This is a genomic window from Vibrio sp. zbq_1 (assembly GCF_043102935.1).
Lineage (GTDB): Bacteria > Pseudomonadota > Gammaproteobacteria > Enterobacterales > Vibrionaceae > Vibrio > Vibrio parahaemolyticus.
Window position 1 is genome coordinate 208,657 of record NZ_JBICJH010000042.1, and the last position, 21,772, is coordinate 230,428.

General features: G+C 45.7%; 16 protein-coding genes. 5 read left to right on the plus strand and 11 right to left on the minus strand.

The genetic code is table 11. The features are described from left to right. Positions 1-51 precede the first annotated feature (51 nt). The 3 genes from ACF8CV_RS20655 to ACF8CV_RS20665 all read right to left on the minus strand — a co-directional run bounded on the left by ACF8CV_RS20655 (position 52) and on the right by ACF8CV_RS20665 (position 3,341). Positions 52-429, minus strand: a complete 378-nt coding sequence (locus ACF8CV_RS20655; RefSeq protein ID WP_021487194.1) for a DUF3316 domain-containing protein — start codon at positions 427-429, stop codon at positions 52-54. A 203-nt stretch (positions 430-632) separates the two neighbouring features. Beyond that, on the minus strand, positions 633-2,465 hold the full coding sequence (gene glmS / locus ACF8CV_RS20660) for a glutamine--fructose-6-phosphate transaminase (isomerizing) (protein WP_005453795.1): 1,833 nt from the start codon (positions 2,463-2,465) through the stop codon (positions 633-635). Between the two features lie 114 nt (positions 2,466-2,579). Further along, positions 2,580-3,341 (minus strand): DeoR/GlpR family DNA-binding transcription regulator, encoded by a 762-nt coding sequence (locus ACF8CV_RS20665; protein ID WP_005453786.1) that lies wholly within the window; start codon positions 3,339-3,341, stop codon positions 2,580-2,582. Between the two features lie 431 nt (positions 3,342-3,772). On the opposite strand from ACF8CV_RS20665, the gene pykF reads away from it, so the two are divergent. After that, entirely contained in the window at positions 3,773-5,185 is a 1,413-nt protein-coding gene (gene pykF / locus ACF8CV_RS20670; RefSeq protein WP_005453794.1) for a pyruvate kinase PykF, read from the plus strand. Between the two features lie 157 nt (positions 5,186-5,342). Then, entirely contained in the window at positions 5,343-6,011 is a 669-nt protein-coding gene (locus ACF8CV_RS20675; RefSeq protein ID WP_079771403.1) for a GntR family transcriptional regulator, read from the plus strand. A 93-nt stretch (positions 6,012-6,104) separates the two neighbouring features. Here the strand turns inward: ACF8CV_RS20675 and ACF8CV_RS20680 are convergent, their stop codons facing one another. From ACF8CV_RS20680 to ACF8CV_RS20715, 8 genes are all read right to left on the minus strand, one after another. Next, on the minus strand, positions 6,105-7,985 hold the full coding sequence (locus tag ACF8CV_RS20680) for a GGDEF domain-containing protein (RefSeq protein WP_138938375.1): 1,881 nt from the start codon (positions 7,983-7,985) through the stop codon (positions 6,105-6,107). Between the two features lie 111 nt (positions 7,986-8,096). Beyond that, positions 8,097-8,591, minus strand: a complete 495-nt coding sequence (ilvN, locus tag ACF8CV_RS20685; RefSeq protein WP_005459526.1) for an acetolactate synthase small subunit — start codon at positions 8,589-8,591, stop codon at positions 8,097-8,099. Between the two features lies 1 nt (position 8,592). Beyond that, positions 8,593-10,317, minus strand: coding sequence for an acetolactate synthase 3 large subunit (locus ACF8CV_RS20690; protein ID WP_005480580.1), 1,725 nt, complete (start codon positions 10,315-10,317; stop codon positions 8,593-8,595). 450 nt (positions 10,318-10,767) lie between these two features. Beyond that, positions 10,768-12,576 carry a long-chain fatty acid--CoA ligase gene (locus tag ACF8CV_RS20695; RefSeq protein WP_025573723.1) on the minus strand — a complete coding sequence of 603 codons (1,809 nt, stop codon included), beginning with the start codon at positions 12,574-12,576 and terminating at the stop codon, positions 10,768-10,770. 298 nt (positions 12,577-12,874) lie between these two features. Further along, positions 12,875-13,834, minus strand: coding sequence for a LysR family transcriptional regulator CalR (calR, locus tag ACF8CV_RS20700; RefSeq protein WP_392417445.1), 960 nt, complete (start codon positions 13,832-13,834; stop codon positions 12,875-12,877). 596 nt (positions 13,835-14,430) lie between these two features. Continuing rightward, positions 14,431-15,477: an MJ1255/VC2487 family glycosyltransferase gene (locus ACF8CV_RS20705; protein ID WP_005488416.1), complete on the minus strand. Its 1,047-nt coding sequence runs from the start codon at positions 15,475-15,477 to the stop codon at positions 14,431-14,433. A 3-nt stretch (positions 15,478-15,480) separates the two neighbouring features. Continuing rightward, the gene (locus ACF8CV_RS20710; protein ID WP_005488413.1) at positions 15,481-16,029 is read right to left on the minus strand and encodes a phosphatase PAP2 family protein; all 549 of its coding nucleotides are present in this window, start codon (positions 16,027-16,029) and stop codon (positions 15,481-15,483) included. 167 nt (positions 16,030-16,196) lie between these two features. Beyond that, the gene (locus ACF8CV_RS20715; RefSeq protein ID WP_020904276.1) at positions 16,197-16,994 is read right to left on the minus strand and encodes an SH3 domain-containing protein; all 798 of its coding nucleotides are present in this window, start codon (positions 16,992-16,994) and stop codon (positions 16,197-16,199) included. 543 nt (positions 16,995-17,537) lie between these two features. On the opposite strand from ACF8CV_RS20715, the gene leuA reads away from it, so the two are divergent. The 3 genes from leuA (at position 17,538) to leuC (ending at position 21,765) form a co-directional block, all read left to right on the plus strand. Continuing rightward, positions 17,538-19,085 (plus strand): 2-isopropylmalate synthase, encoded by a 1,548-nt coding sequence (gene leuA / locus ACF8CV_RS20720; RefSeq protein ID WP_031818896.1) that lies wholly within the window; start codon positions 17,538-17,540, stop codon positions 19,083-19,085. Positions 19,086-19,167: 82 nt separating this feature from the next. After that, positions 19,168-20,259 (plus strand): 3-isopropylmalate dehydrogenase, encoded by a 1,092-nt coding sequence (leuB, locus tag ACF8CV_RS20725; RefSeq protein ID WP_015296196.1) that lies wholly within the window; start codon positions 19,168-19,170, stop codon positions 20,257-20,259. A 90-nt stretch (positions 20,260-20,349) separates the two neighbouring features. Continuing rightward, the gene (gene leuC / locus ACF8CV_RS20730; RefSeq protein ID WP_005459505.1) at positions 20,350-21,765 is read left to right on the plus strand and encodes a 3-isopropylmalate dehydratase large subunit; all 1,416 of its coding nucleotides are present in this window, start codon (positions 20,350-20,352) and stop codon (positions 21,763-21,765) included. Positions 21,766-21,772: the final 7 nt, after the last annotated feature.

Consider the following 21,772-nt stretch of genomic DNA (forward strand, 5'->3'; position numbering starts at 1 on the left):
GAAAAAGAGCATGATGTGAACCACACCATACTCTTCCTCCTTGGTAAACCATTATCGATTATTATCGCGTTCGGCATAATGCACTTTGACATTCACTTTGCCCAAATATTCCAACTGACCATCTTCATTCATGCGTTCTTGCACGGTCACGAAGCCACCATCTTTTAAATGCGTACTGCGAGACTTCACATTAAATGTCAGGATATTGAGCTCTTTATTCAGTTCACGAGCCGACATGGTTTTAAGTGAATTGAGTTCAGACAGTGCCTGTTGATAAGCCTCATCTGACGTTGCCATCGGCGTAACTGAGATGGTTTTCATCTCTTCGCGGCTCACGTAGTTGCCACCAGTGAAAAGTGGTTGAGCGAATGCAGATGCGCTAGTCATTGCCATTACCGTTACAAAAAGAGCAGTTTTGATTGCGTTCATGTTGTTAACCTTTGAGTGCTTGTTTTCAATGAGGTCATTATTGAACACCGCCTCTGACACCACCCTTTCAACAACATGACATTTTTGTCATGAAAGCAACTTACTGGCGAAAGCGCTTGAGCGCTCCATCACGCTTAGAACAAAACAAAAAAACGGCACATACTCTCGCATGTGCCGCTTAGGATTTTTGCTGTTAAGCGTAATTACTCAACCGTCACCGCTTTCGCTAAGTTACGTGGTTGGTCTACGTCCGTACCTTTGATCAGTGCTACGTAGTAAGACAGCAACTGCATTGGGATGGTGTAGTAGATCGCCGCCGTGATTTCACTAACGTGAGGCATCGTGATGATCTTCATTGTTTCATCGCCTTCGAAGCCTGCGTCTGCATCTGCGAATACGTATAGAAGGCCGCCACGTGCACGCACTTCTTCAACGTTTGATTTTAGCTTCTCAAGTAGGTCGTTGCTTGGTGCAACCACCACAACAGGCATGTCAGCATCAATCAGCGCAAGAGGACCGTGTTTCAGTTCACCCGCCGCGTACGCTTCTGCGTGGATGTAAGAGATCTCTTTCAGTTTTAGAGACGCTTCCATCGCGATTGGGTAGAACTCGCCACGACCTAGGAACAATGTGTGGTGCTTGTCTGCAAAATCCGTTGCTAGTGCTTCAATTTCTTTCTCGAAAGAAAGTGCCGCGTTGATTTGCTTAGGAAGTGCGTGTAGCGCTTCTACAATCTCTTTTTCTTTCTCTTTGCTGATGCGACCTTGCTCTTTACCCAGGGCTGTTACCAGCATAAGTAGTGCAGAAAGCTGAGTCGTGAACGCTTTGGTTGAAGCCACGCCGATTTCGACGCCAGCGCGAGTCATGAATGCAAAATCTGACTCACGAACCAAAGAAGAACCCGCTACGTTACAGATGGTCATCGCCGCCATGTAACCTTTTTCTTTCGCAAGACGAAGTGCTGCTAACGTATCTGCTGTTTCACCAGACTGAGACAACGTAATAAGAAGGCTGTTTGGACGAGTCACAAACTTACGGTAACGGAACTCAGACGCGATTTCGACGTCACAGCTCACGCCAGCAATGTCTTCAAACCAGTAACGCGCTGTCATACCTGCGTTGTAAGACGTACCACACGCGACGATTTGTACGTGTTCTACTTTGCTTAGAATGTCTGCCGCATGCACACCGATCGCATCAGTTACAACAGAGTCTGCCGTGATGCGGCCTTCCATTGTGTTGATCAACGCTTTAGGTTGCTCGTAGATTTCTTTTTGCATGAAATGACGGTATTGGCCTTTATCACCTGCATCGTGCTCTGCATTTGATTCGGTAATTTCACGCTCAACACGTTCGCCTGTCACATCGAAAACCGTTACGTCACGGCGAGTAATTTCTGCTACGTCACCTTCTTCTAGGTACATGAAGCGACGTGTTACGTTAAGAAGTGCAAGTTGGTCAGAAGCAAGGAAGTTCTCACCGACACCAAAACCGATCACGATTGGGCTGCCAGAACGTGCTACGACGATGCGAGATGGGTCTTTACGATCCATCGCCACTGTGCCGTACGCGCCTTCAAGTTGTTTCGCGGTTTTTTGTACCGCTTCTAGTAGAGATTCAGCTGTACGCAGTTCCCACTCAACCATGTGTGCGATAACTTCTGTATCCGTTTGCGATTCGAATACGTAACCACGAGATTGAAGCAGTTCACGCAGCTCTTCGTGGTTTTCAATAATACCGTTGTGAACCACCGTGATGTCGCCAGACATGTGTGGGTGAGCGTTGATTTCAGAAGGTTCACCGTGCGTCGCCCAACGAGTGTGAGCGATACCAGTACCGCCAACCACTTTCGCTTCATCAACCGCGTCCGCCAACTCTTGTACTTTACCTAGGCGACGAATGCGCGTTAGGTTTGCTTCAGCGTCAACAATTGCCACGCCCGCAGAGTCGTAACCGCGGTATTCCAAGCGGCGTAAGCCTTCAACTAAAATTTCTGCAACATCTCGTTGTGCTACTGCACCTACGATTCCACACATGTGTTTATCTCCGTTTGTAGTTTTGTTCTTCCCTAGCCATGTTTCAGATAGAGGCAGCAAGCAAAGGCCTGTATTCAGAGGGAAGCGAAATATGAAACTGGTTACATTATTAGATTAGGCGCAAATGACTTTCACGCCATGTTGTTCAATCTGTACTTTGTGCTCTGGTTGGATATCCGCATCGGTGACCAGCACATCAATTTGATGCCAAGCGAGCTCTAAGTTAGGGATCTTACGACCGATTTTTTCGGACTCGATCATAACGATGACTTCACGAGAGACTTCTGCCATCACCTTACTTAAGCCAACCAACTCATTAAATGTTGTGGTTCCGCGCTCCAAATCGATGCCATCCGCACCAATAAACAGCTGGTCAAAGTCGTAAGCTCGTAATACAGATTCGGCTACTTTGCCTTGAAAGGATTCAGAGTGCGTATCCCAAGTTCCGCCTGTCATTAGCAGAGTGGGTTCACTCTCTAGTTCGTTAAGGGCATTGGCGACGTGCAACGAGTTGGTCATGACCACCAAGCCACGTTTGTCGTTCAGTTGCTGAATCAGCGCAGCGGTCGTGCTACCGCTGTCTATCACGATTCGATTATGGTCGCGAATCAATGATGCCGCAGCTTTCGCCAAACTTAACTTTCGAGTCGAAACATTAGAGCTTAGTTCTTCATGAATAACTTCCGTAGGGATGGCAATCGCACCACCGTATCGGCGTAAAAGTTGTCCATTTTTTTCTAGAGAAGCTAAGTCCTTTCTAATCGTGACTTCTGAGGTTTCGAACTTTTGAGCCAGTTCATCAACACTGACTTCTCCGAGCTCATTTACCATGTTGGAAATCGCGTGTCTTCTCAGTTGAGTGTTTCGTTTCGACATTTACGTTTTGAATTTAAGTTTCGATGTGAAACTTATTATAGTCAAACCGAAACTTTCAAGTCCATTTATTTTGATCCAAAAAATTAATATTTCTCGATAAAACCTTGTCCTAAGACAATTCTTAAACAGTGATATTGGATTCATTCGGTGGTAGAATTCGCCACCGAAAAGAAAAAAAATTACAGAACTGACGGCTATTTTTTTGCAACTTTCTGCATATAAAGTGGGATTAGTCACAAAAAGGTAACCAAAATCGCCGATCTTTTAGTCATAAAATGACTAAACTTGGTGAAAGACTTTCAGAATCTGAAGTTCAATAATACGGCGGAAAATCGGTGGGTGGCAGGCACTAAATGTCATCAAAAGCGCCTAACTTCAGAGTAAATAACCGACTTTCAAATTGTAACTATACTTACCGGAGAGTATCTTCCATGAAAAAGACCAAAATCGTTTGTACGATTGGCCCTAAAACTGAATCTGTAGAGAAGCTAACTGAACTAGTAAACGCAGGCATGAACGTAATGCGTCTTAACTTCTCTCACGGTGACTACGAAGAACACGGCACTCGTATCGCGAACTTCCGCAAAGTAATGGAAGCTACTGGCAAACAACTAGCAATCCTTCTAGATACTAAAGGTCCAGAAATCCGCACTATCAAACTAGAAGGCGGTAACGACGTTGATCTAGTAGCTGGTCAAGAATTCACTTTCACAACTGACACTTCAGTTGTAGGTAACAAAGACAAAGTTGCAGTAACTTACGCTGGCTTCGCAGCTGACCTAAACGTTGGTAACACTATCCTAGTAGACGACGGTCTAATCGAAATGGAAGTTATCGCAACAACTGACACTGAAGTTAAATGTAAAGTTCTTAACAACGGTGCTCTAGGCGAAAACAAAGGTGTTAACCTTCCTGGCGTTTCTGTAAACCTACCTGCTCTATCTGAAAAGGATAAGAACGACCTTAAATTCGGTTGTGAGCAAGGCGTTGATTTCGTAGCTGCATCTTTCATCCGTAAAGCTTCTGACGTTCAAGAAATCCGTGAAGTACTTGCTGCAAACGGCGGCGAGAACATCCACATCATCTCTAAGATCGAAAACCAAGAAGGTGTTGATAACTTCGATGAGATCCTAGAACTTTCTGACGGCATCATGGTTGCTCGTGGCGACCTAGGTGTTGAAATCCCAGCTGAAGAAGTAATCTTCGCTCAGAAAATGATGATCGAAAAGTGTAACCGTGCACGTAAGATGGTTATCACTGCAACTCAAATGCTTGATTCTATGATCAACAACCCACGTCCTACTCGTGCGGAAGCAGGCGACGTTGCAAACGCAGTAATGGACGGCACAGACGCAGTAATGCTTTCTGGCGAAACAGCAAAAGGTAAATACCCTGTTGAAGCGGTAACTATCATGGCTCAAATCGCTAAACGTACTGACTCTGTACTTAAAGCTGAACTAGGTTCTCGTCTAGACAGCCCACGTCTACGCATCACTGAAGCAGTATGTAAAGGCGCAGTAGACACAGCTGAAAAACTGGCTGCTCCACTGATCGTTGTTGCAACTGAAGGCGGTAAGTCTGCACGTTCAGTACGCAAGTACTTCCCAACTGCAAACATCCTAGCGCTAACAACTAACAAGAAAACTGCAGCACAACTAGTTCTAACTAAGGGTGTTACTCCAGTTGTTGTTGACGCTATCGAAAGCACTGACGCATTCTACGTAGCAGGTAAAGAACTTGCTCTAGAATCTGGTCTAGGTAACAAAGGCGATATCGTAGTAATGGTTTCTGGTGCTCTAGTCGCTTCAGGTACTACGAACACAGCTTCTGTACACGTACTATAAGACTGAATTTTTAACACTTCAGTTTATTGAGAAAGAGGGCTTATGCCCTCTTTTTTTATATGGCTTTCTTGCTCTAATAATACGCTACCTGTATCATTCACCTCACGCAGAACTGCGTACTGTTTAATTTTGTCGTCACGATAAAAAATTCTATGAGGTGTATGTGTCCAGTCCCACTCTTACCGACAAAGTATCAAAAATGATCTGTCAGGATATCCTGACTGGTGAGCTAAAACCTGGTCAAAAACTTGTGGTTGCAGAGCTAAAAGAGAAATACAACGTAGGTGCCTCCCCTATTCGCGAAGCATTGGTTCAGCTATCGTGGAGCAAATACGTCAAACTCGCGCCGCAAAAAGGCTGCTGGGTTGCACCAGTGTGTAAGCATGAGTTGAATGACTTGTATGAAAGCCTACGGATGACGGCTTCATTTCTATTGAGAAAGGCGATCATGACAGGTGATGAGAACTGGGAACTGGACGTCCTAACTTCATACCACAAACTATCTAGAGTGAATCTCGACCAAGGCTTTTGCTGGAGAGAATGGGAAGAACGCCACTATCACTTTCTTGAGGCGTTGCTTGAGGGGGCGAACTCGCACAATTTGTTTACCTTCTTCCGAGATATTTTAAACCAGATCAAGCGTTACCATTACTTTGCTATGCAAGTGCTAGGAACGAACAATCAAGGTCACTGCAATATCGATGAACAAGAGATGATCATGAAGTTATCGCTGTCTAAAAATAGTGACGATGCGGTGCAGTTTCTGGATCGTTATTTGTTGAAGTCGTTGCAATGTGTCGAAACCGCCATCGACAACCCGCTATAAACGTCACGCCAAATCAACTCGCTTATTAACGAAAAAATCGGGTATATCCCGATTTTTTCTTTTTGGTATAAACGGTTCTCTCGCTCATGTGAACTAAGCAATATCATCAATGCTATGACACAAAGAAACGCAGTTTCTACCAGCGCTTTTGGATTCATACAGCGCGATATCTGCGCACTTATAACTTCGAGTTCGATCGGCAGTGAGGTCACTATAACCCGCACTGACGGTAACGGTCATATTGCTTCGCAGCTGAACCGCGACTCGCAAACGATTGAGCACCACTTCGGCCTCTTTAACTGTGGTATGAGGCATGATCACCGCAAACTCCTCACCACCGACACGAGAAACAAAATCCGTAGTGCGCACTTCACGGAGTAACGTTTCTGCGACGCTACAAATGACTTTATCCCCTTCATCGTGACCGCGTTCATCGTTAATGCGCTTAAAGTGGTCAATATCAAACAAAGCCAAACACGTCGTCGGTGTATCAGGATAACGTTCTACAATATTCGCGTAGTGGGTTAATTGTTCTTCAAACTTTCTGCGGTTCCACAGTCCAGTCAAACCGTCTTTCTCACTTAAGTTGCGCAACTGCTCTTCCAACGCTTTACGTTCAGAAATATCCACCAGCGAAGTGATGTAATAGCTGATTTTACCGGACTTTGTTAAGTTCGCTTGGATACGCATGATCGCCGTAAACACATGATTCAATTGGGTACGGCAGCGTACTTCGCCTTCCCAAACATTCTCGCGCCCTAACTTGTTCCAAATGTTTAGCGTCTCTTCGAGGTCTTCAGGAAGCAAAATCAGGCTATGGGCATTTGAGCCTTTCACTTGTTCGGTAGAATAACCCATCATGTTTTCAAACTCTTGGTTGACCATGATGATGCGAAGCGATGCGTCAGAAATCATGACGGCGGTCATACCATCGAGTGCGGCACGGGCTAACTTCGATTCCACACTATGACGACGGTAATGCAGCGCCAACGCGGTAATTGGCAAAGTGAAAACCAGCACAAGACTTAATACAAACAAGGATTCTTGAATAAGGTCATTGATGTCGCGCGTCGCTCTTTTTGACAACTGCTCATTCGAGAGGTCGATGATGAGATGCAAAGGCTCGTTGGAGACAAACTTAATCGAGCTAAACGCAATCAAATGTTCACCGTTATAAGAGTACCCCGCTTGCTCAGATACTACTCGCGGCCATATATCTGGATACATATTCGAGAAATTAAACCGAGAACGCTCAGGAATAATATCGCCATACAAGCGCGACTCGTCAGGACTCGAGATATAAAAGCCTTTGTGCTTAACCAACTCGATATGGAAATCTCGCACTGGGGAATAGTTGAGAAGGGATGACAGATACTCGATATCGACATTCAACACTAAGTAGCCCTGTCGAATGTCATTCACTGAAATTGGCATCAAAATGCGTAGTGACGGACTTAGCGGATAAACCAACTCACCTTTGTCCCTTTCAAGTTCAATCCCCCAAGCTGAGATTTGCTCGTTATCCAAACTCTGCGCGTATTTAAAATACTCTCGCGCAGATTTATCTCGAAGGATCAATGATGGGCCAGCGATGCCGGTTTTGAAATCGTATTTAATGCGAACTTTTTCGGTGCCAGAGGTATCGAGAAAACGGATCTGCTTGTACAGTTTTTGGTTGCGAGCAACCGAGCTCCACATGTTCTCTAAGATGGTCAGATTGGCTTTACTGGGTTCACGTAAGTAATCGTAAAGGCTTTGACTGTGACCAAGTAGGTCGCTGATGGTTTCTATCTGATCTTGAATATTGTTGTATTCGCGCCCGGTGTAAGCCAGTTGGTGTAAGGCTTCTTTGGCGGTGTTTTCAACATTATTCGCTAAGAGGGCTTGGTATTTCTGGTAGTAGTAGGTGGCGGTGAGGGCACTAAAGAATAGTGCTGTCGCCAATAATGTGCCGACCAGCTTTTTTACTTTCACGCGTCCTACAGCCTATGATGCCTACTAAAACGACAATTATATCATTATTTGGCAGCATCTAAACAAAAAGCCACTGTAATACAGTGGCTTTTCGGTCAGATATGAGGCTTGTTAAGGCTTTAACGCTCGTTCTCCACGGGCAATACCCACTACCCCGCTACGTGCTACTTCGACCACTTCGGTGACTTCGGAGATGGCTTGGATGAACGCGTCGAGCTTTTCACTGGTGCCAGCAAGCTGCACTGTGTACTGAGAAGCGGTGACATCCACAATCTGTCCTCGGAAAATATCTGCCGTACGTTTCACTTCCGCTCGCGCAAAACCACTGGCTTTCACTTTCACCATCATCAGTTCACGTTCAATGTGTTCAAACTCAGTAACTTCTTGCACTTTCAGTACATCAATCAACTTGTGTAGCTGTTTCTGGATTTGCTCCAACTGCATTTCATCCGATGTGGTTGTGATGTTCAAACGCGATAACGTTTCATCATCCGTCGGCGATACGGTCAATGATTCAATGTTGTAACCACGTTGAGAGAACAAGCCGACAACACGAGACAACGCACCCGGTTGGTTTTCCAATAGCAATGAAATAATGTGTCTCATATTAAGTTCTCTCCGTTTTGCTTAGCCACATCTTGTCCATACCTTCGCCTTTAATTTGCATCGGGTATACGTGCTCGGTTTCGTCTACGTTGATATCAACAAACACCAAACGATCTTTCATATCCAACGCTTTTTGTAGCCCTTCTTCGAGCTGATCTGGCGTTTCGATACGAATGCCGACGTGACCATAAGCTTCTGCAATCGCAGCAAAATCCGGAACAGAACTCATGTAAGAGTTAGAGTGGCGACCTTGATAAATTATGTCTTGCCACTGTTTTACCATACCGAGGAATCGGTTATTCAGATTGATGATCTTCACAGGAATATCGTACTGCATGGCCGTCGATAGCTCCTGAATGTTCATCTGGATACTGCCATCACCCGTCACCACCACCACTTCTTCTTCAGGCATCGCGAACTTAACGCCCATACCAGCAGGAAGACCGAAGCCCATTGTGCCCAAGCCACCCGAATTGATCCAACGGCGAGGTTTGTTGAATGGGTAGTACAACGCCGCAAACATTTGGTGCTGGCCTACATCAGACGCCACATACGCGTCACCATTGGTTAGCTTGTGCAGTGTTTCAATGACTTGTTGTGGCTTGATACGATCCGACGACGTTTCGTAAGACAAGCACTGACGATCGCGCCACACTTGAATATCATCCCACCACTTAGTGATCGCCGCTTCATCGTTGCCACAATCTTGCTCTGCCAGTAGACCAAGCATAGTAGTCAGTACTTTTTCAGCAGAGCCTACGATTGGAAGATCCACTTTGACGTTTTTGGAGATCGACGACGGATCAATATCAATGTGCATCACTTTCGCATTTGGACAGTACTTCTCAAGGTTATTGGTGGTGCGGTCATCAAAACGTACCCCAATACCGAAGATTAGATCCGCTTCGTGCATCGCCATATTGGCTTCGTAGGTACCGTGCATACCTAACATACCAAGCGAGTTTTTGTGAGTACCCGGAAATGCACCTAGGCCCATTAAGGTACTGACAACTGGCAGGTTAAGTTTGTCTGCCAGTTCTAAAATATGTTCGTGAGCACCAGAAATGACTGCGCCACCACCGACATAAAGCACCGGTTTTTTCGCTTCAATCAAAGACTTCAGCGCTTTCTTGATTTGGCCTTTATGACCCGAAGTGGTTGGCTTGTATGAACGCATCGAAATGCTTTCTGGATATTGGTAAGGCAGTTTGATTTGCGGATTCATTACGTCTTTAGGCAAATCAATCACAACTGGTCCAGGACGACCCGTTGTTGAAATGTAGAAGGCTTTTTTGATCGTTTCAGGGATATCTTCCGCCTTTTTCACCAAAAAGCTGTGTTTTACTACCGGACGAGAGACGCCCACGATGTCACATTCTTGGAAAGCATCGTTACCAATCAGGCTGTTTGGCACGTTCCCTGAAATCACGATCATCGGAATGGAGTCCATGTACGCCGTTGCAATACCGGTAATAGTATTGGTTGCGCCAGGCCCTGAACATACCAGTACCACGCCCGGCTTACCTGTTGCGCGAGCATAGCCATCAGCCATGTGTGTCGCAGCCTGTTCGTGTCTTACTAGTACGTGTTTAATTTGGTCGGTTTTTGCATGCAGTGCATCATAGATATCCAAAACGGAACCACCCGGATAACCGAAGATCTGCTCTACGTTTTCCTCTATCAGAGATTGCACCACCATCTCTGCACCTGACAACATTGCTGTCATAATTGCTCTCCTTACCCAGAATTCCACACCGTAAGGTCAACGGTTTGGTCTGGTTTTACATAGTCTAGGTCTTATTCGTAGCCTAATCGAAATACTTCCACGTTTTCGGCTATGTCTTGCGTTCGTCATAACATCCCGCAAGGTTCATCAACAAATGTAACGGTTTATTAGCAACGGGTCTAATGAGAGATATGTCTAGTTTTTAAACAAGACACTAGAAAGCAGAACGATAACAGGAATAGAAGCCAACTAAGCGCAAATAAGCAGCACGATCAAAAAACATAACGACAAAAAAAAGAACATAATTTCACAGAGATTTACCCAAACATCAGAAATTCACCCGTTATCTGCATCATCAAGCCGAACTGCTGCACATACAAAAATCCCCAACGATACCAAAAGGTATGGCTGGGGATCTTTTCATCAATCTGAAATCTAAGTCAGTGCTTGTTACTTTTTATCTGACTTTTCGTTGTACATTTCTTCGATTTCGTCTTGGTATTTATCGTTAATCACTTTACGACGCAGTTTTTGCGTTGGCGTTAACTCTCCATCGTCCATCGAGAAAGCTCTTGGTAGCAGTTTGAACTTCTTAACTTGCTCAAATTTCGCCAGTTCTTTTTGCAGTTCATTCACTCGCTTCTCAAGCATTTCGACCACTTGGTGGTGTTTGATAAGCTCAACTCGGTCATGGTATGCAATGTTCAGTTCTTTCGCATATTCTTCAAGAGAGTCAAAACACGGCACAATCAGCGCAGAAACAAACTTGCGTGTATCGGCAATCACCGCAATCTGCTCAATGAAGTGGTCTTTACCAATCGCACCTTCGATCATTTGCGGTGCAATGTATTTACCACCAGAGGTTTTCATCAGTTCTTTAATGCGATCGGTGATGAACAGGTTGCCATTTTCATCAATATGGCCAGCATCACCGGTCTTTAAGAAACCGTGCTCATCAAACGTCTTTTCGGTCTCTTCTGGCATTTTGTAGTAACCGCGCATCACCATCGGGCCACGAACTAGAATCTCGTTGTTTTCGCCAATCTTCACTTGCGCGCCAGGCATCGACATACCGATAGAATCCGGATCAAAGCACTTGTCATCCCAGCACGAAATCGTCGCGGTGGTTTCTGTCATGCCGTAGCCCAACTTCACGTTGATGCCAATCGCATGGAAGAAGCGACCAATGGTTTCATCCAACTTCGCGCCACCACATGGCATAAAGTTGATACGACCACCGAGCAGTGCACGCAGCTTACTGAGCACCAGCTTGTCAGCTAATGCGTGTGCTTTGCGCAGCATCATCGAAGGTTTGCGCTTTTCTTGATGGCAAAGTGCCATTTTCGCGCCCATGTTCACCGCCCAAGTAAACATGATCTTGCGATGAATCGGTGCTCGAGACACTTTCTCGTGAATCGCTGAGAAAATCTTTTCGTAGAAACGAGGAACCGCACACATCACGGTTGGATGCACTTCACTCAAGGCATCGCGCACCTGCATTGTGTCTTGCAAGTAACAGTTCGTCGCACCTTTGTACAATACGTAGAATGTCCAAGCGCGTTCAAATACGTGTGAAAGCGGAAGGAAACACAAAGAAACATCATCTTGAGATAAGCTCAAGCGTTGGTCGTGACCTTCTAGCTGCGCTGCGATGTTGCCATAATCCAACATCACGCCCTTAGGTTGACCCGTTGTACCTGAGGTGTAGATCAGCGTAAGCAAATCATCGACTTTCGCTTGTTCCAAACGCTCATCAAGTTCAGCTTGATGGCTTGTATCGCCTTTTGCGACAAAGTCTTTCCAAGAGATAGTAAAGTCATGATCGCCAAGCTCAATATCGTCCGACATCGCAACAATCAGATCTAACTGCTCACATTGTTCAAAAATGCTCACAGCAGCATCAAACTGAGGCTGTTCGCCAACAAACAGAACTTTTACGTCTGCGTTGTCGATGATGTATGCCGACTGAGCAGCAGTATTGGTTGGGTAGATAGGCACCGTCACGCCACGCAGTTGCAGTGCGGCGAAATCAGCAATCGTCCATTGCGGCATGTTGTTTGAGAAAATGCCGATCTTATCTTGGACTCCTAAACCCTGAGCCAAAAGTGCAAGCGATAAAGTATCAACTTGCTGACCAAACTGCTCCCAAGTAATACCTTGCCATGCTCCTGCTACTTTATGTTTCAGTGCAACGCGGGTACCACCGTTCGCAATTTGTTCACGAATACGTTTAACGATATGAAAATCTAACTTGGCCATTCTTTTACTTACCTTTTGGCTTACAGGCGTAAGCTATTTGAGCGAACAAGTGTACTCACGCAATGCTAAAACGCAACTGACCAGTATCAAACTTATCACTAATAAGAGACAACTATCACTAATGAACCCAAGGCCCAATTGAAGTTGATGGAGGTTTAGGCAAAATAACTTGCTGTTTCGCTTATTAATTAACCTAAATAAAAAGCCCCGAAAGACAAGCGTCTCTCGGGGCCAAACAATTGTAAAAATTGATGATTACAAATCCAGTCTGACCAGTTCATCAGACCAAATAATAAACTTATTTTGATGCAACCACTTCACCACACGTCACCATTAGCTGGTCACGTAGCCAAATGTGGCCTTTGTCTTTTTCACTTGATTCATGCCAGCTAAGGAAGCCGCTGATTTCTTTGTTCGCAAATGGGAAGTCTAGAATCTGCAGTTGGTCACTGTTCACCGCATTTTCCGCCATCCAGCGTGGTGCGATAGTCACTAACTCAGATTGGCTAACGACGTAAAGCAAGTTGCTTAGGCTTGAACCTTCGTACGCAGCTTGGCAGTCAAGCTTGCGGTACGCCTGCTCAGAGAAGCTACGTTGACCGTGAACTTTAGACAGTTTCGCGTGCTTTTCGTTAATTAGCTGCTCGGCGCTTACGCCACCTTGAATACGTGGGTGCGTTTTCGAAGCGATAACCACCAATTCATCTTTGAAAATTTCTGTGCTTGAGAAACCTTGCTCATCAAAACGAGCGTAATCGATCACGAAGTCGATTTCTTGGTAACGCATACGCTCAGAAAGAAGACGGTCAAATTCCGCGTCTAGATGCAGCTGAACGTTTGGCGCTTGTTGATTAATCTTCGCCATGATTTTTGGAGCAAAGCGCATGTCACATGGGCTGCAAATCGCCAGCTTGAATAAACGAGTTGACGACTCTGGTTGGAATACCGAGCTTGGCAATTCGTTACGGATCAGTTGCAATGCTTGGCGGATAGGGCCAAACAGTTGACGCGCACGTTGAGTTGGTTGAATACCACGGCCCTGACGCATGAACAGTTCATCGTTAAACATCACTTTTAGACGTGCCACGGCATTACTTACTGCCGGTTGAGACATGCCTAAGTTGTGTGCTGCACGAGTGATATTTTGCTCTTGCATCACAGCATCAAATACAGTCAGTAGGTTCAAATCTACACCACGCAAAGTGCTTTCCATACGGTAGCTAGCAATTGCGCTCATCGCATCTTTCTTCTCTAACATTGAGTGCGCCTCTTTTGTAATCGTCAAATTGTTTCAATGAATTCATAACGAATAGAATCCCATCTCGCACAAAAGACGGCGGCTGGATTCGAATCATTTTTACGAATAGAAACCTAATTCTTATTATATTTATCGTCCGGATACTTCCGGCTCGAAGCGTACTATCAACTAATCGATTGGGGTTTAGCAACTAGATTGATATTTAATCACTAAATTTTAGCCACTTAGGTATTTAATCATTTAAAATCAACAAATTGAGAAAAACATAAAAAACTATAAAACAACTAAAACCACACTCTTTGAGTATGTATTTAGCAAATTGATAAGACTAAGAACAAACATCGAAACACATTTACCCCACCTATCAATAGCCAACAGACCAAAAACACAGCCTATATCTTTGGCGTAAATTTGCGCGTATCAGTCAAATAATCTGCAATTAAACAATGAATAGAAATGAACGAGAGGGAATAAAAATGCAGCCCTTCGAAATCGAAAAGCTGCATCAAGTACCATGTAGGAATGTTGGAAGGAACGTAATAATAGGTAGTTAATAGTTATTATGTGTTTGCCACAAACAATCCGAGCAAACAAACTTAGATATTGGATACATAGCTCGGAAAATCCACCTGCTCCCACAACTGTTTGGAGAGTTCTTCTTGCGAATCCCACGCCCCTTGTAAAACCCAATTCACGATGGCTTGTGCAACGTCGGGGTATTTAACACTCTCAGCTTGCTGCTCTTTGAGCCACTGACGTACGGTAGAAATGTCTAAACTGTCCATTGCAGTGGCTAACCCAAGATCTTCAAGTGTGGCTACGTTGCTCTGCTGTTCAAATTGTCCTGCCAGTGGTTTCATTAGCAGTTTTTTGCCAAGAGAAAGTGCTTCTGAAGGCAGTTCGAAACCACCATTGGCGATGACCCCACAGCAACGATGTAGATGGTGCTGAAAGTTGGTATGGCACAGCGGACGCAATTCTATGTTCTCCACTTTCTCTACTTCTATCACGTCGGGGTGATAACAAATAAACGTCTGCTGATTAAAGTGGAACAACAAGTCGCAGATGTCCTCAATCGACTCAAACGGTAAATACACCAACACGAAATCATCGTTATCCGCTTGGTTATCCAAAGTGTGAACGATGGGCGGTAGCAACGGCTGGTCAAAGTGATACCAGTGCAATCCAAGCTGATGTTGAGATGGTGCAAAATACTCAAGTACTGATTTATCCAGCCAGCTCGCCCCCTTCAGAGGCACTGGATAACGAAACGCATTTTGGTGACTGATACCGATACACGGCTTATTTTGTTGACGAGCTGCCCAAGCCGTGACGGGTTCAAAGTCGTTGATGATTAAATCATAAGGCGCCAGATTAAGTTGGTTCACTTCTTTGAAAAAATGAATCAAATTGTTGTTCAAGGCCGTTTTGGCGTAATTGACCGAGCCTTTTTCCGTCACAAACGTAAAACCGCGACGAGTCTGATAATCGCCAAACGCTTCCATTGAAAAGTATTTCTCCGGTGCTCGTCCAGAAAAAAGAAAGTCGACCTGCACATCGTGCGATTCAAATGCCTTGCTCATTGCACGTGCACGTGCGATGTGGCCATTTCCCGTACCTTGAACACCGTATAGAATTTTCATCCATTAGCCTCCTACGATCGCAATAGCTAGAGCACCACACGCACTTCCCAACAGCGCCCCGATGATGACGTCAGTAAAAAAATGGACACCGAGCAAAATACGCGCCGTGCCAATTAAGCTCGCCCAAGAGAATGCGGCATAACCGAGTTCTGGGTAGTAATGGTTGATAAGTGTTGCCATGACAAACGCAGCAGCAGTATGTCCAGACGGTAAACTGTAGCGATCAGAAGGGGTGATAAAAGCAGGTAACAAAGCGCTCAGTTCTTCGGGACGACGGCGTTTAAAGCTGTTTTTTAGCGTCCAGTAAATGGGTAACTCGACTGCAAATGCCAGCAATCCGGCTAACATAAACCAAGAGCCGTGTTCTTTATCTAAATACCAAGCTAACAGCCCTAAGACGACGTAGAGATGCCCATCTCCACTGTGCGAAACGCCTTTACTGATGTTGGCAACTTGTTGGTTAAAACGGTGCTGAAGACATACGCTAGAGAATGCTAAATCAAACTTAGCGATGGTTGCTATTGGCTGTGTGATTGTCTCAATGGTTCGCATGTGACCTTCCCTTACTTTGACAACGCCTTTGTGTGCAAAGTAGGAGGTTTAGGTGACAGCTACATGACGGGAAGTTGGACAATTAGTGACAAAAGTAGAATGGACGGAATAGCGCACATTGATGTGCCCAACCATACCGTTAAACACATCAATAAAAGCAATAAGAATTACGAAGGGTTAGCTGGTGAGGCTGACGGCGTATCGATATACCAAACTTTGCGTTTTTTGCGGCATGCACGTAGTGACCCCGTGGTCACATCACCGTCTTTAGTTAACTCATAGCTCAGCGCTCGACAAGTGAAGCTGCCCAGCAGCTCGTGTCGGGCACTCGATACAGAATGAGTCGCTTGCTGAGCATCGAGCAACGGATTCGGTTGAGTCGACAAAATATCGCGATTCACTACGTTGCTGCGTACGTAATCTTGATGCACGTAGCCCTTAATAACGCCTTTTTGTTCAACCAGAATCCAAGGTTCTCCTTCAACTCTCGCCAACGCATTGAACACTTCGCCTTTTTCAAGTTGCCCCAGCTTTGTACTCTCTACACTCGGTTTGGAGCGCAAATTTAACCCCGTTTTTGAACGATAGGAGACATCCATAAACTCCAGCTTGTTAGAGGTATCCACTCCCTCTTCTACTGGCCTGACTATCTCAGCTTGTTGCCACTCATTAGGTTGCACGCGGATCTTCCACCACGAATAGGTGTCAGGATCTTTGCCTTTGAATTTATCTCGGCTGTCCGACTCAAGCGCCACCAGCATCTGATTTAAGAAAGATTCCCGCCCTTCACTGCTTAAGTACATGTCCATTTGATCGCTGATCACCATAATACTTTGCGCATGATCGTTCACGATCACCGGAGAAGCCACCTCAGCATTCGTGTTTGATTGAAACAGCTGACAACCAGATAAGCTGATCAATGTTAATGCGAGTGCCGAACGTCCAAGTTGTTTTGCTGTGACCATGAATCCTTTACCTTCTGTTTCTCTTCACCTAATGCAACTGCACTACTATAAATGGTCAGCGCGTATTTTCGCCAAGCAATTAAGACCTTTGTGTGATAAGTCGCAATCCCTATACCGGAATTTTGATAACACAAAGCTTTAGGCTGTGATCTTTGTCGCCCGCTCAGGTTCTAGCACGTTTCCTTCACTTTGAACTGATTGCACTTTGAATTGATTGAATGTGTCGATGTATCAGCTGCCTATTATTAAACCACTCATCCGATATGAATAAAAAATCGACTTTAGGGTTGACGCGCTCCAAGGAGTGCGGTACTAATTTGTTAACTTAAATTTGTGGAAAGCTTAACAACTATGTCAGCTCATTTTTCTATCCTGCTTAGCCTCCTCCTGATCGTGACCAGTTCGCGCGGGTAGGCTGTGGAAGAAAAATAACCACACCAATTTCTTAGAAACCCGCATGAAAATGCGGGTTTTTTTATATCTAAATACTGGAAGTAAACGATTAACTTGCACGAAAGTGCAGAAATCAGGAAGGAAGCAAACATGAACGATCAGGTCATTATATTCGACACCACCTTGCGTGATGGCGAGCAAGCGTTGTCAGCAAGCTTGACGGTTAAAGAAAAACTGCAGATTGCCTATGCGCTTGAAAGGCTGGGCGTTGATGTTATCGAAGCCGGTTTTCCTATCTCTTCCCCTGGCGATTTCGAGTCCGTACAAACTATTGCAAAACACATCAAAAATAGCCGAGTTTGTGCCCTTTCGCGTGCCGTTGCGAAAGACATCGATGCCGCAGCTGAAGCGCTAAAAGTTGCTGGCCAATTCCGTATCCACACTTTTCTAGCCACTTCCACGATTCACGTTCAAGACAAGCTACGCCGCAGTTACGATGACGTACTTGAAATGGCGGTCAACGCAGTTAAACACGCGCGTAACTATACCGATGATGTCGAATTTTCTTGTGAAGACGCAGGCCGTACGCCAATCGACAATCTATGTCGCATGGTTGAAGCCGCAATTGATGCTGGCGCAAGCACCATCAACATTCCCGATACCGTTGGCTATACAGTGCCAAGCGAGTTCGGTGGCATCATCCAAACGCTTTTCAACCGCGTGCCGAACATCGACAAGGCCATCATTTCGGTGCACTGTCATGATGACTTGGGCATGTCGGTCGCAAACTCAATTGCAGCAGTACAAGCCGGTGCTCGGCAAATTGAAGGCACCATCAATGGTATCGGAGAGCGTGCGGGTAACTGCTCACTAGAAGAGATCGCGATGATCATCAAGACGCGTCAAGAGCTTCTGGGCGTAAGCACGGGGATCAAGCACGAAGAAATCCATCGTACTAGCAAGTTGGTGAGTCAACTGTGCAACATGCCAATCCAAAGCAACAAAGCGGTCGTGGGTGCCAATGCATTCAGCCATTCTTCAGGTATCCACCAAGACGGCATGTTAAAGAACAAGAACACTTACGAGATCATGACGCCTGAGTCGATTGGTCTTAAGAACCAAGCACTTAACCTAACCAGTCGTAGCGGCAGAGCGGCGGTGAAGAGCCACATGGATTCCATGGGTTATAAAGAAGATGAGTACAACCTAGACGCACTGTACGCCGACTTCTTGAAACTGGCCGACCGTAAAGGCCAAGTGTTTGATTACGATTTGGAAGCGCTAATGCACTTCTCCAACTTGCGTGAAGAAGATGACTTCTACAAGTTGAATTACCTAAGCGTGCAATCGGGCAGCGTGATGGCAACCACCAGCATCAAGATGCAATGTGGTGATGCGGAAATGTGTGAAGCGGCGGTCGGCAATGGTCCGGTTGATGCGCTATACCAATGTATCTACCGCGTGACAGGTTACGAGATCGTACTAGATAAATTCGATCTAACCGCAAAAGGTGAAGGTGAGGATGGTCTAGGTCAAGCAGACATCATTGCCAACTACAAAGGTAGAAAATACCACGGTACGGGCGTGTCAACCGATATCGTAGAAGCTTCTGGTCAAGCACTATTGCATGTTATCAACAGCATCCATCGCGCAGACACCATTGCCGAGATGAAGCAGAAAAAGATTGCTACGGTATAGTCATGCTGAGCTTTATCGCTCAGAGACACACAACACGATTTCAAATAATTAAGCTCAAAAATTAGAAGATTAAAGGAATAACATGACAGACAAATCATACAAAATCGCCGTACTTCCTGGTGACGGCATCGGCCCAGAAGTGATGGCTCAAGCGCATAAAGTTCTGAATGCTATCGAGCAAAAACATGGCATCTCATTTGAGCGCGAAGAACATGATGTTGGTGGTATTGCTATCGATAATCATGGTTGCCCACTTCCAGAAAGTACGGTAACAGCGTGTGAAGAGTCTGACGCAGTTCTATTTGGTTCGGTTGGTGGCCCTAAGTGGGAACATTTGCCACCAAACGACCAGCCAGAGCGCGGTGCATTGCTGCCACTACGTAAGCACTTCCAACTGTTTTGTAACCTTCGTCCAGCGCAAATCCACGCTGGTCTAGAAGCTTTCTCACCGCTACGTGCAGACATCTCAGGTCGCGGCTTTGATATTGTCGTCGTACGCGAATTAACTGGTGGCATCTACTTCGGCCAGCCGAAAGGCCGTGAGGGTGAAGGCGCTAACGAAAAAGCGTTTGATACCGAGGTGTACCACCGCTACGAAATCGAACGTATTGCAAAAATCGCGTTTGAATCTGCTCGTCTACGTCGTAAGAAAGTGTGCTCAATTGACAAAGCAAACGTTCTGCAGAGTTCTATCTTATGGCGTGAAGTTGTGGAAGAGATTGCCAAAGACTACCCAGATGTCGAGTTGTCTCACATGTACATCGACAACGCGACCATGCAGTTAATCAAAGACCCAGCCCAGTTTGACGTCATGTTATGTTCAAACATCTTTGGCGACATCATCTCTGATGAGTGTGCAATGATCACGGGCTCTATGGGCATGTTGCCTTCAGCAAGTCTTAACGAAAGCAAGTTCGGCCTATACGAGCCTGCCGGTGGCAGCGCACCAGATATCGCAGGCAAAAACATTGCTAACCCAGTTGCGCAGATCCTTTCTGCAGCACTGATGCTGCGTTACAGCCTTGGCGAAGAAGCCGCGGCGCAAGATATCGAATCCGCAGTATCTAAAGCACTTTCGGCAGGCGAGCTTACCGCAGACCTAGCAAGCGACAAGCCTGCACTGACGACATCAGAAATGGGTGACAAGATCGCTGAGTACATTTTGAACTCATAAACAGACTGACATTATAAATATAACTGTCGTTTGCCATCACCACAGCGGATCATCCCGTTGCGGTGACAAGGACGACGAGGAAAGGAAGCAATGGGCAAAACACTATACGAAAAAGTCTACGACGCACACGTTGCAGTCGCGGCAGAAGGGGAAACCCCTATTCTTTATATTGATCGTCACTTGGTACACGAAGTGACCTCTCCACAAGCCTTTGATGGCTTGCGTGAAAAAGGTCGTAAAGTTCGTCAGGTTAGCAAAACGTTCGCCACGATGGATCACAACGTTTCGACCACAACCAAAGACATCAATGCCTCTGGCGAGATGGCGCGTATCCAAATGGAAACGCTATCGAAAAACTGCGAAGAGTTCGGTGTTACCCTTTACGACCTAAACCACAAATATCAGGGCATCGTCCATGTTATGGGCCCAGAGCTAGGCATTACTCTACCGGGTATGACCATCGTTTGTGGTGACTCTCATACCGCAACACACGGGGCATTTGGCTCACTGGCTTTCGGTATCGGTACATCAGAAGTTGAACACGTACTAGCGACTCAAACGCTAAAACAAGCACGTGCGAAAACAATGAAAATCGAAGTGAAAGGTAAAGTCGCACCGGGTATTACCGCGAAAGATATCGTTCTAGCGATCATCGGCAAAACAACGGCTGCGGGCGGTACTGGTTATGTGGTTGAATTCTGCGGTGAAGCGATTACTGACCTTTCTATGGAAGGCCGCATGACGGTATGTAACATGGCCATTGAATTGGGCGCAAAAGCAGGCCTAATTGCACCAGATGAAACCACGTTTGAATATATCAAAGGTCGTAAGTTCTCACCGCAAGGCGCAGATTTTGATGCTGCAGTAGAGTACTGGAAGACGTTAAAAACTGACGCAGATGCCGAATTTGATGCCGTAGTAACGCTAAATGCTGCTGACATCAAACCACAAGTAACTTGGGGCACAAACCCAGGTCAGGTCATTGCCGTTGACCAACCGATTCCAGCACCAGAAAGCTTCACTGATCCAATCGAAAAAGCGTCTGCTGAAAAAGCATTGGCTTACATGGGCCTAGAAGCAGGCAAATCATTGTCTGATTACCAAGTAGATAAAGTGTTTGTTGGCTCTTGTACGAACTCTCGCATCGAAGACATGCGCGCTGCCGCCGTCGTGGCGAAAGGCCGTAAGGTCGCATCGCACGTTCAAGCATTGATTGTCCCGGGCTCAGAACAGGTGAAAGCACAAGCAGAAGCCGAAGGCTTGGATGTCATCTTTAAAGAAGCGGGCTTTGAATGGCGTCTACCAGGTTGTTCAATGTGTTTAGCAATGAACAATGACCGTTTGGGACCTCACGAGCGTTGTGCATCAACATCAAACCGTAACTTTGAAGGCCGTCAGGGTCGTGATGGCCGCACTCACTTGGTTAGCCCTGCAATGGCAGCCGCGGCAGCTATCGCTGGTCACTTTGTTGACATTCGTGAATTAACTTTTGATAAACAGGATTAAGGAGAAC

What these genes read in the sequence shown, in the direction of transcription:
- ACF8CV_RS20655 (WP_021487194.1), bottom strand. Translation starts at nt 429, where the DNA reads ATGAACGCAATCAAAACTGCTCTTTTTGTAACGGTAATGGCAATGACT.
- glmS (WP_005453795.1), bottom strand. Translation starts at nt 2,465, where the DNA reads ATGTGTGGAATCGTAGGTGCAGTAGCACAACGAGATGTTGCAGAAATT.
- ACF8CV_RS20665 (WP_005453786.1), bottom strand. Translation starts at nt 3,341, where the DNA reads ATGTCGAAACGAAACACTCAACTGAGAAGACACGCGATTTCCAACATG.
- pykF (WP_005453794.1), top strand. Translation starts at nt 3,773, where the DNA reads ATGAAAAAGACCAAAATCGTTTGTACGATTGGCCCTAAAACTGAATCT.
- ilvN (WP_005459526.1), bottom strand. Translation starts at nt 8,591, where the DNA reads ATGAGACACATTATTTCATTGCTATTGGAAAACCAACCGGGTGCGTTG.
- ACF8CV_RS20690 (WP_005480580.1), bottom strand. Translation starts at nt 10,317, where the DNA reads ATGACAGCAATGTTGTCAGGTGCAGAGATGGTGGTGCAATCTCTGATA.
- ACF8CV_RS20695 (WP_025573723.1), bottom strand. Translation starts at nt 12,576, where the DNA reads ATGGCCAAGTTAGATTTTCATATCGTTAAACGTATTCGTGAACAAATT.
- calR (WP_392417445.1), bottom strand. Translation starts at nt 13,834, where the DNA reads ATGTTAGAGAAGAAAGATGCGATGAGCGCAATTGCTAGCTACCGTATG.
- ACF8CV_RS20705 (WP_005488416.1), bottom strand. Translation starts at nt 15,477, where the DNA reads ATGAAAATTCTATACGGTGTTCAAGGTACGGGAAATGGCCACATCGCA.
- ACF8CV_RS20710 (WP_005488413.1), bottom strand. Translation starts at nt 16,029, where the DNA reads ATGCGAACCATTGAGACAATCACACAGCCAATAGCAACCATCGCTAAG.
- ACF8CV_RS20715 (WP_020904276.1), bottom strand. Translation starts at nt 16,994, where the DNA reads ATGGTCACAGCAAAACAACTTGGACGTTCGGCACTCGCATTAACATTG.
- leuA (WP_031818896.1), top strand. Translation starts at nt 17,538, where the DNA reads ATGAACGATCAGGTCATTATATTCGACACCACCTTGCGTGATGGCGAG.
- leuB (WP_015296196.1), top strand. Translation starts at nt 19,168, where the DNA reads ATGACAGACAAATCATACAAAATCGCCGTACTTCCTGGTGACGGCATC.
- leuC (WP_005459505.1), top strand. Translation starts at nt 20,350, where the DNA reads ATGGGCAAAACACTATACGAAAAAGTCTACGACGCACACGTTGCAGTC.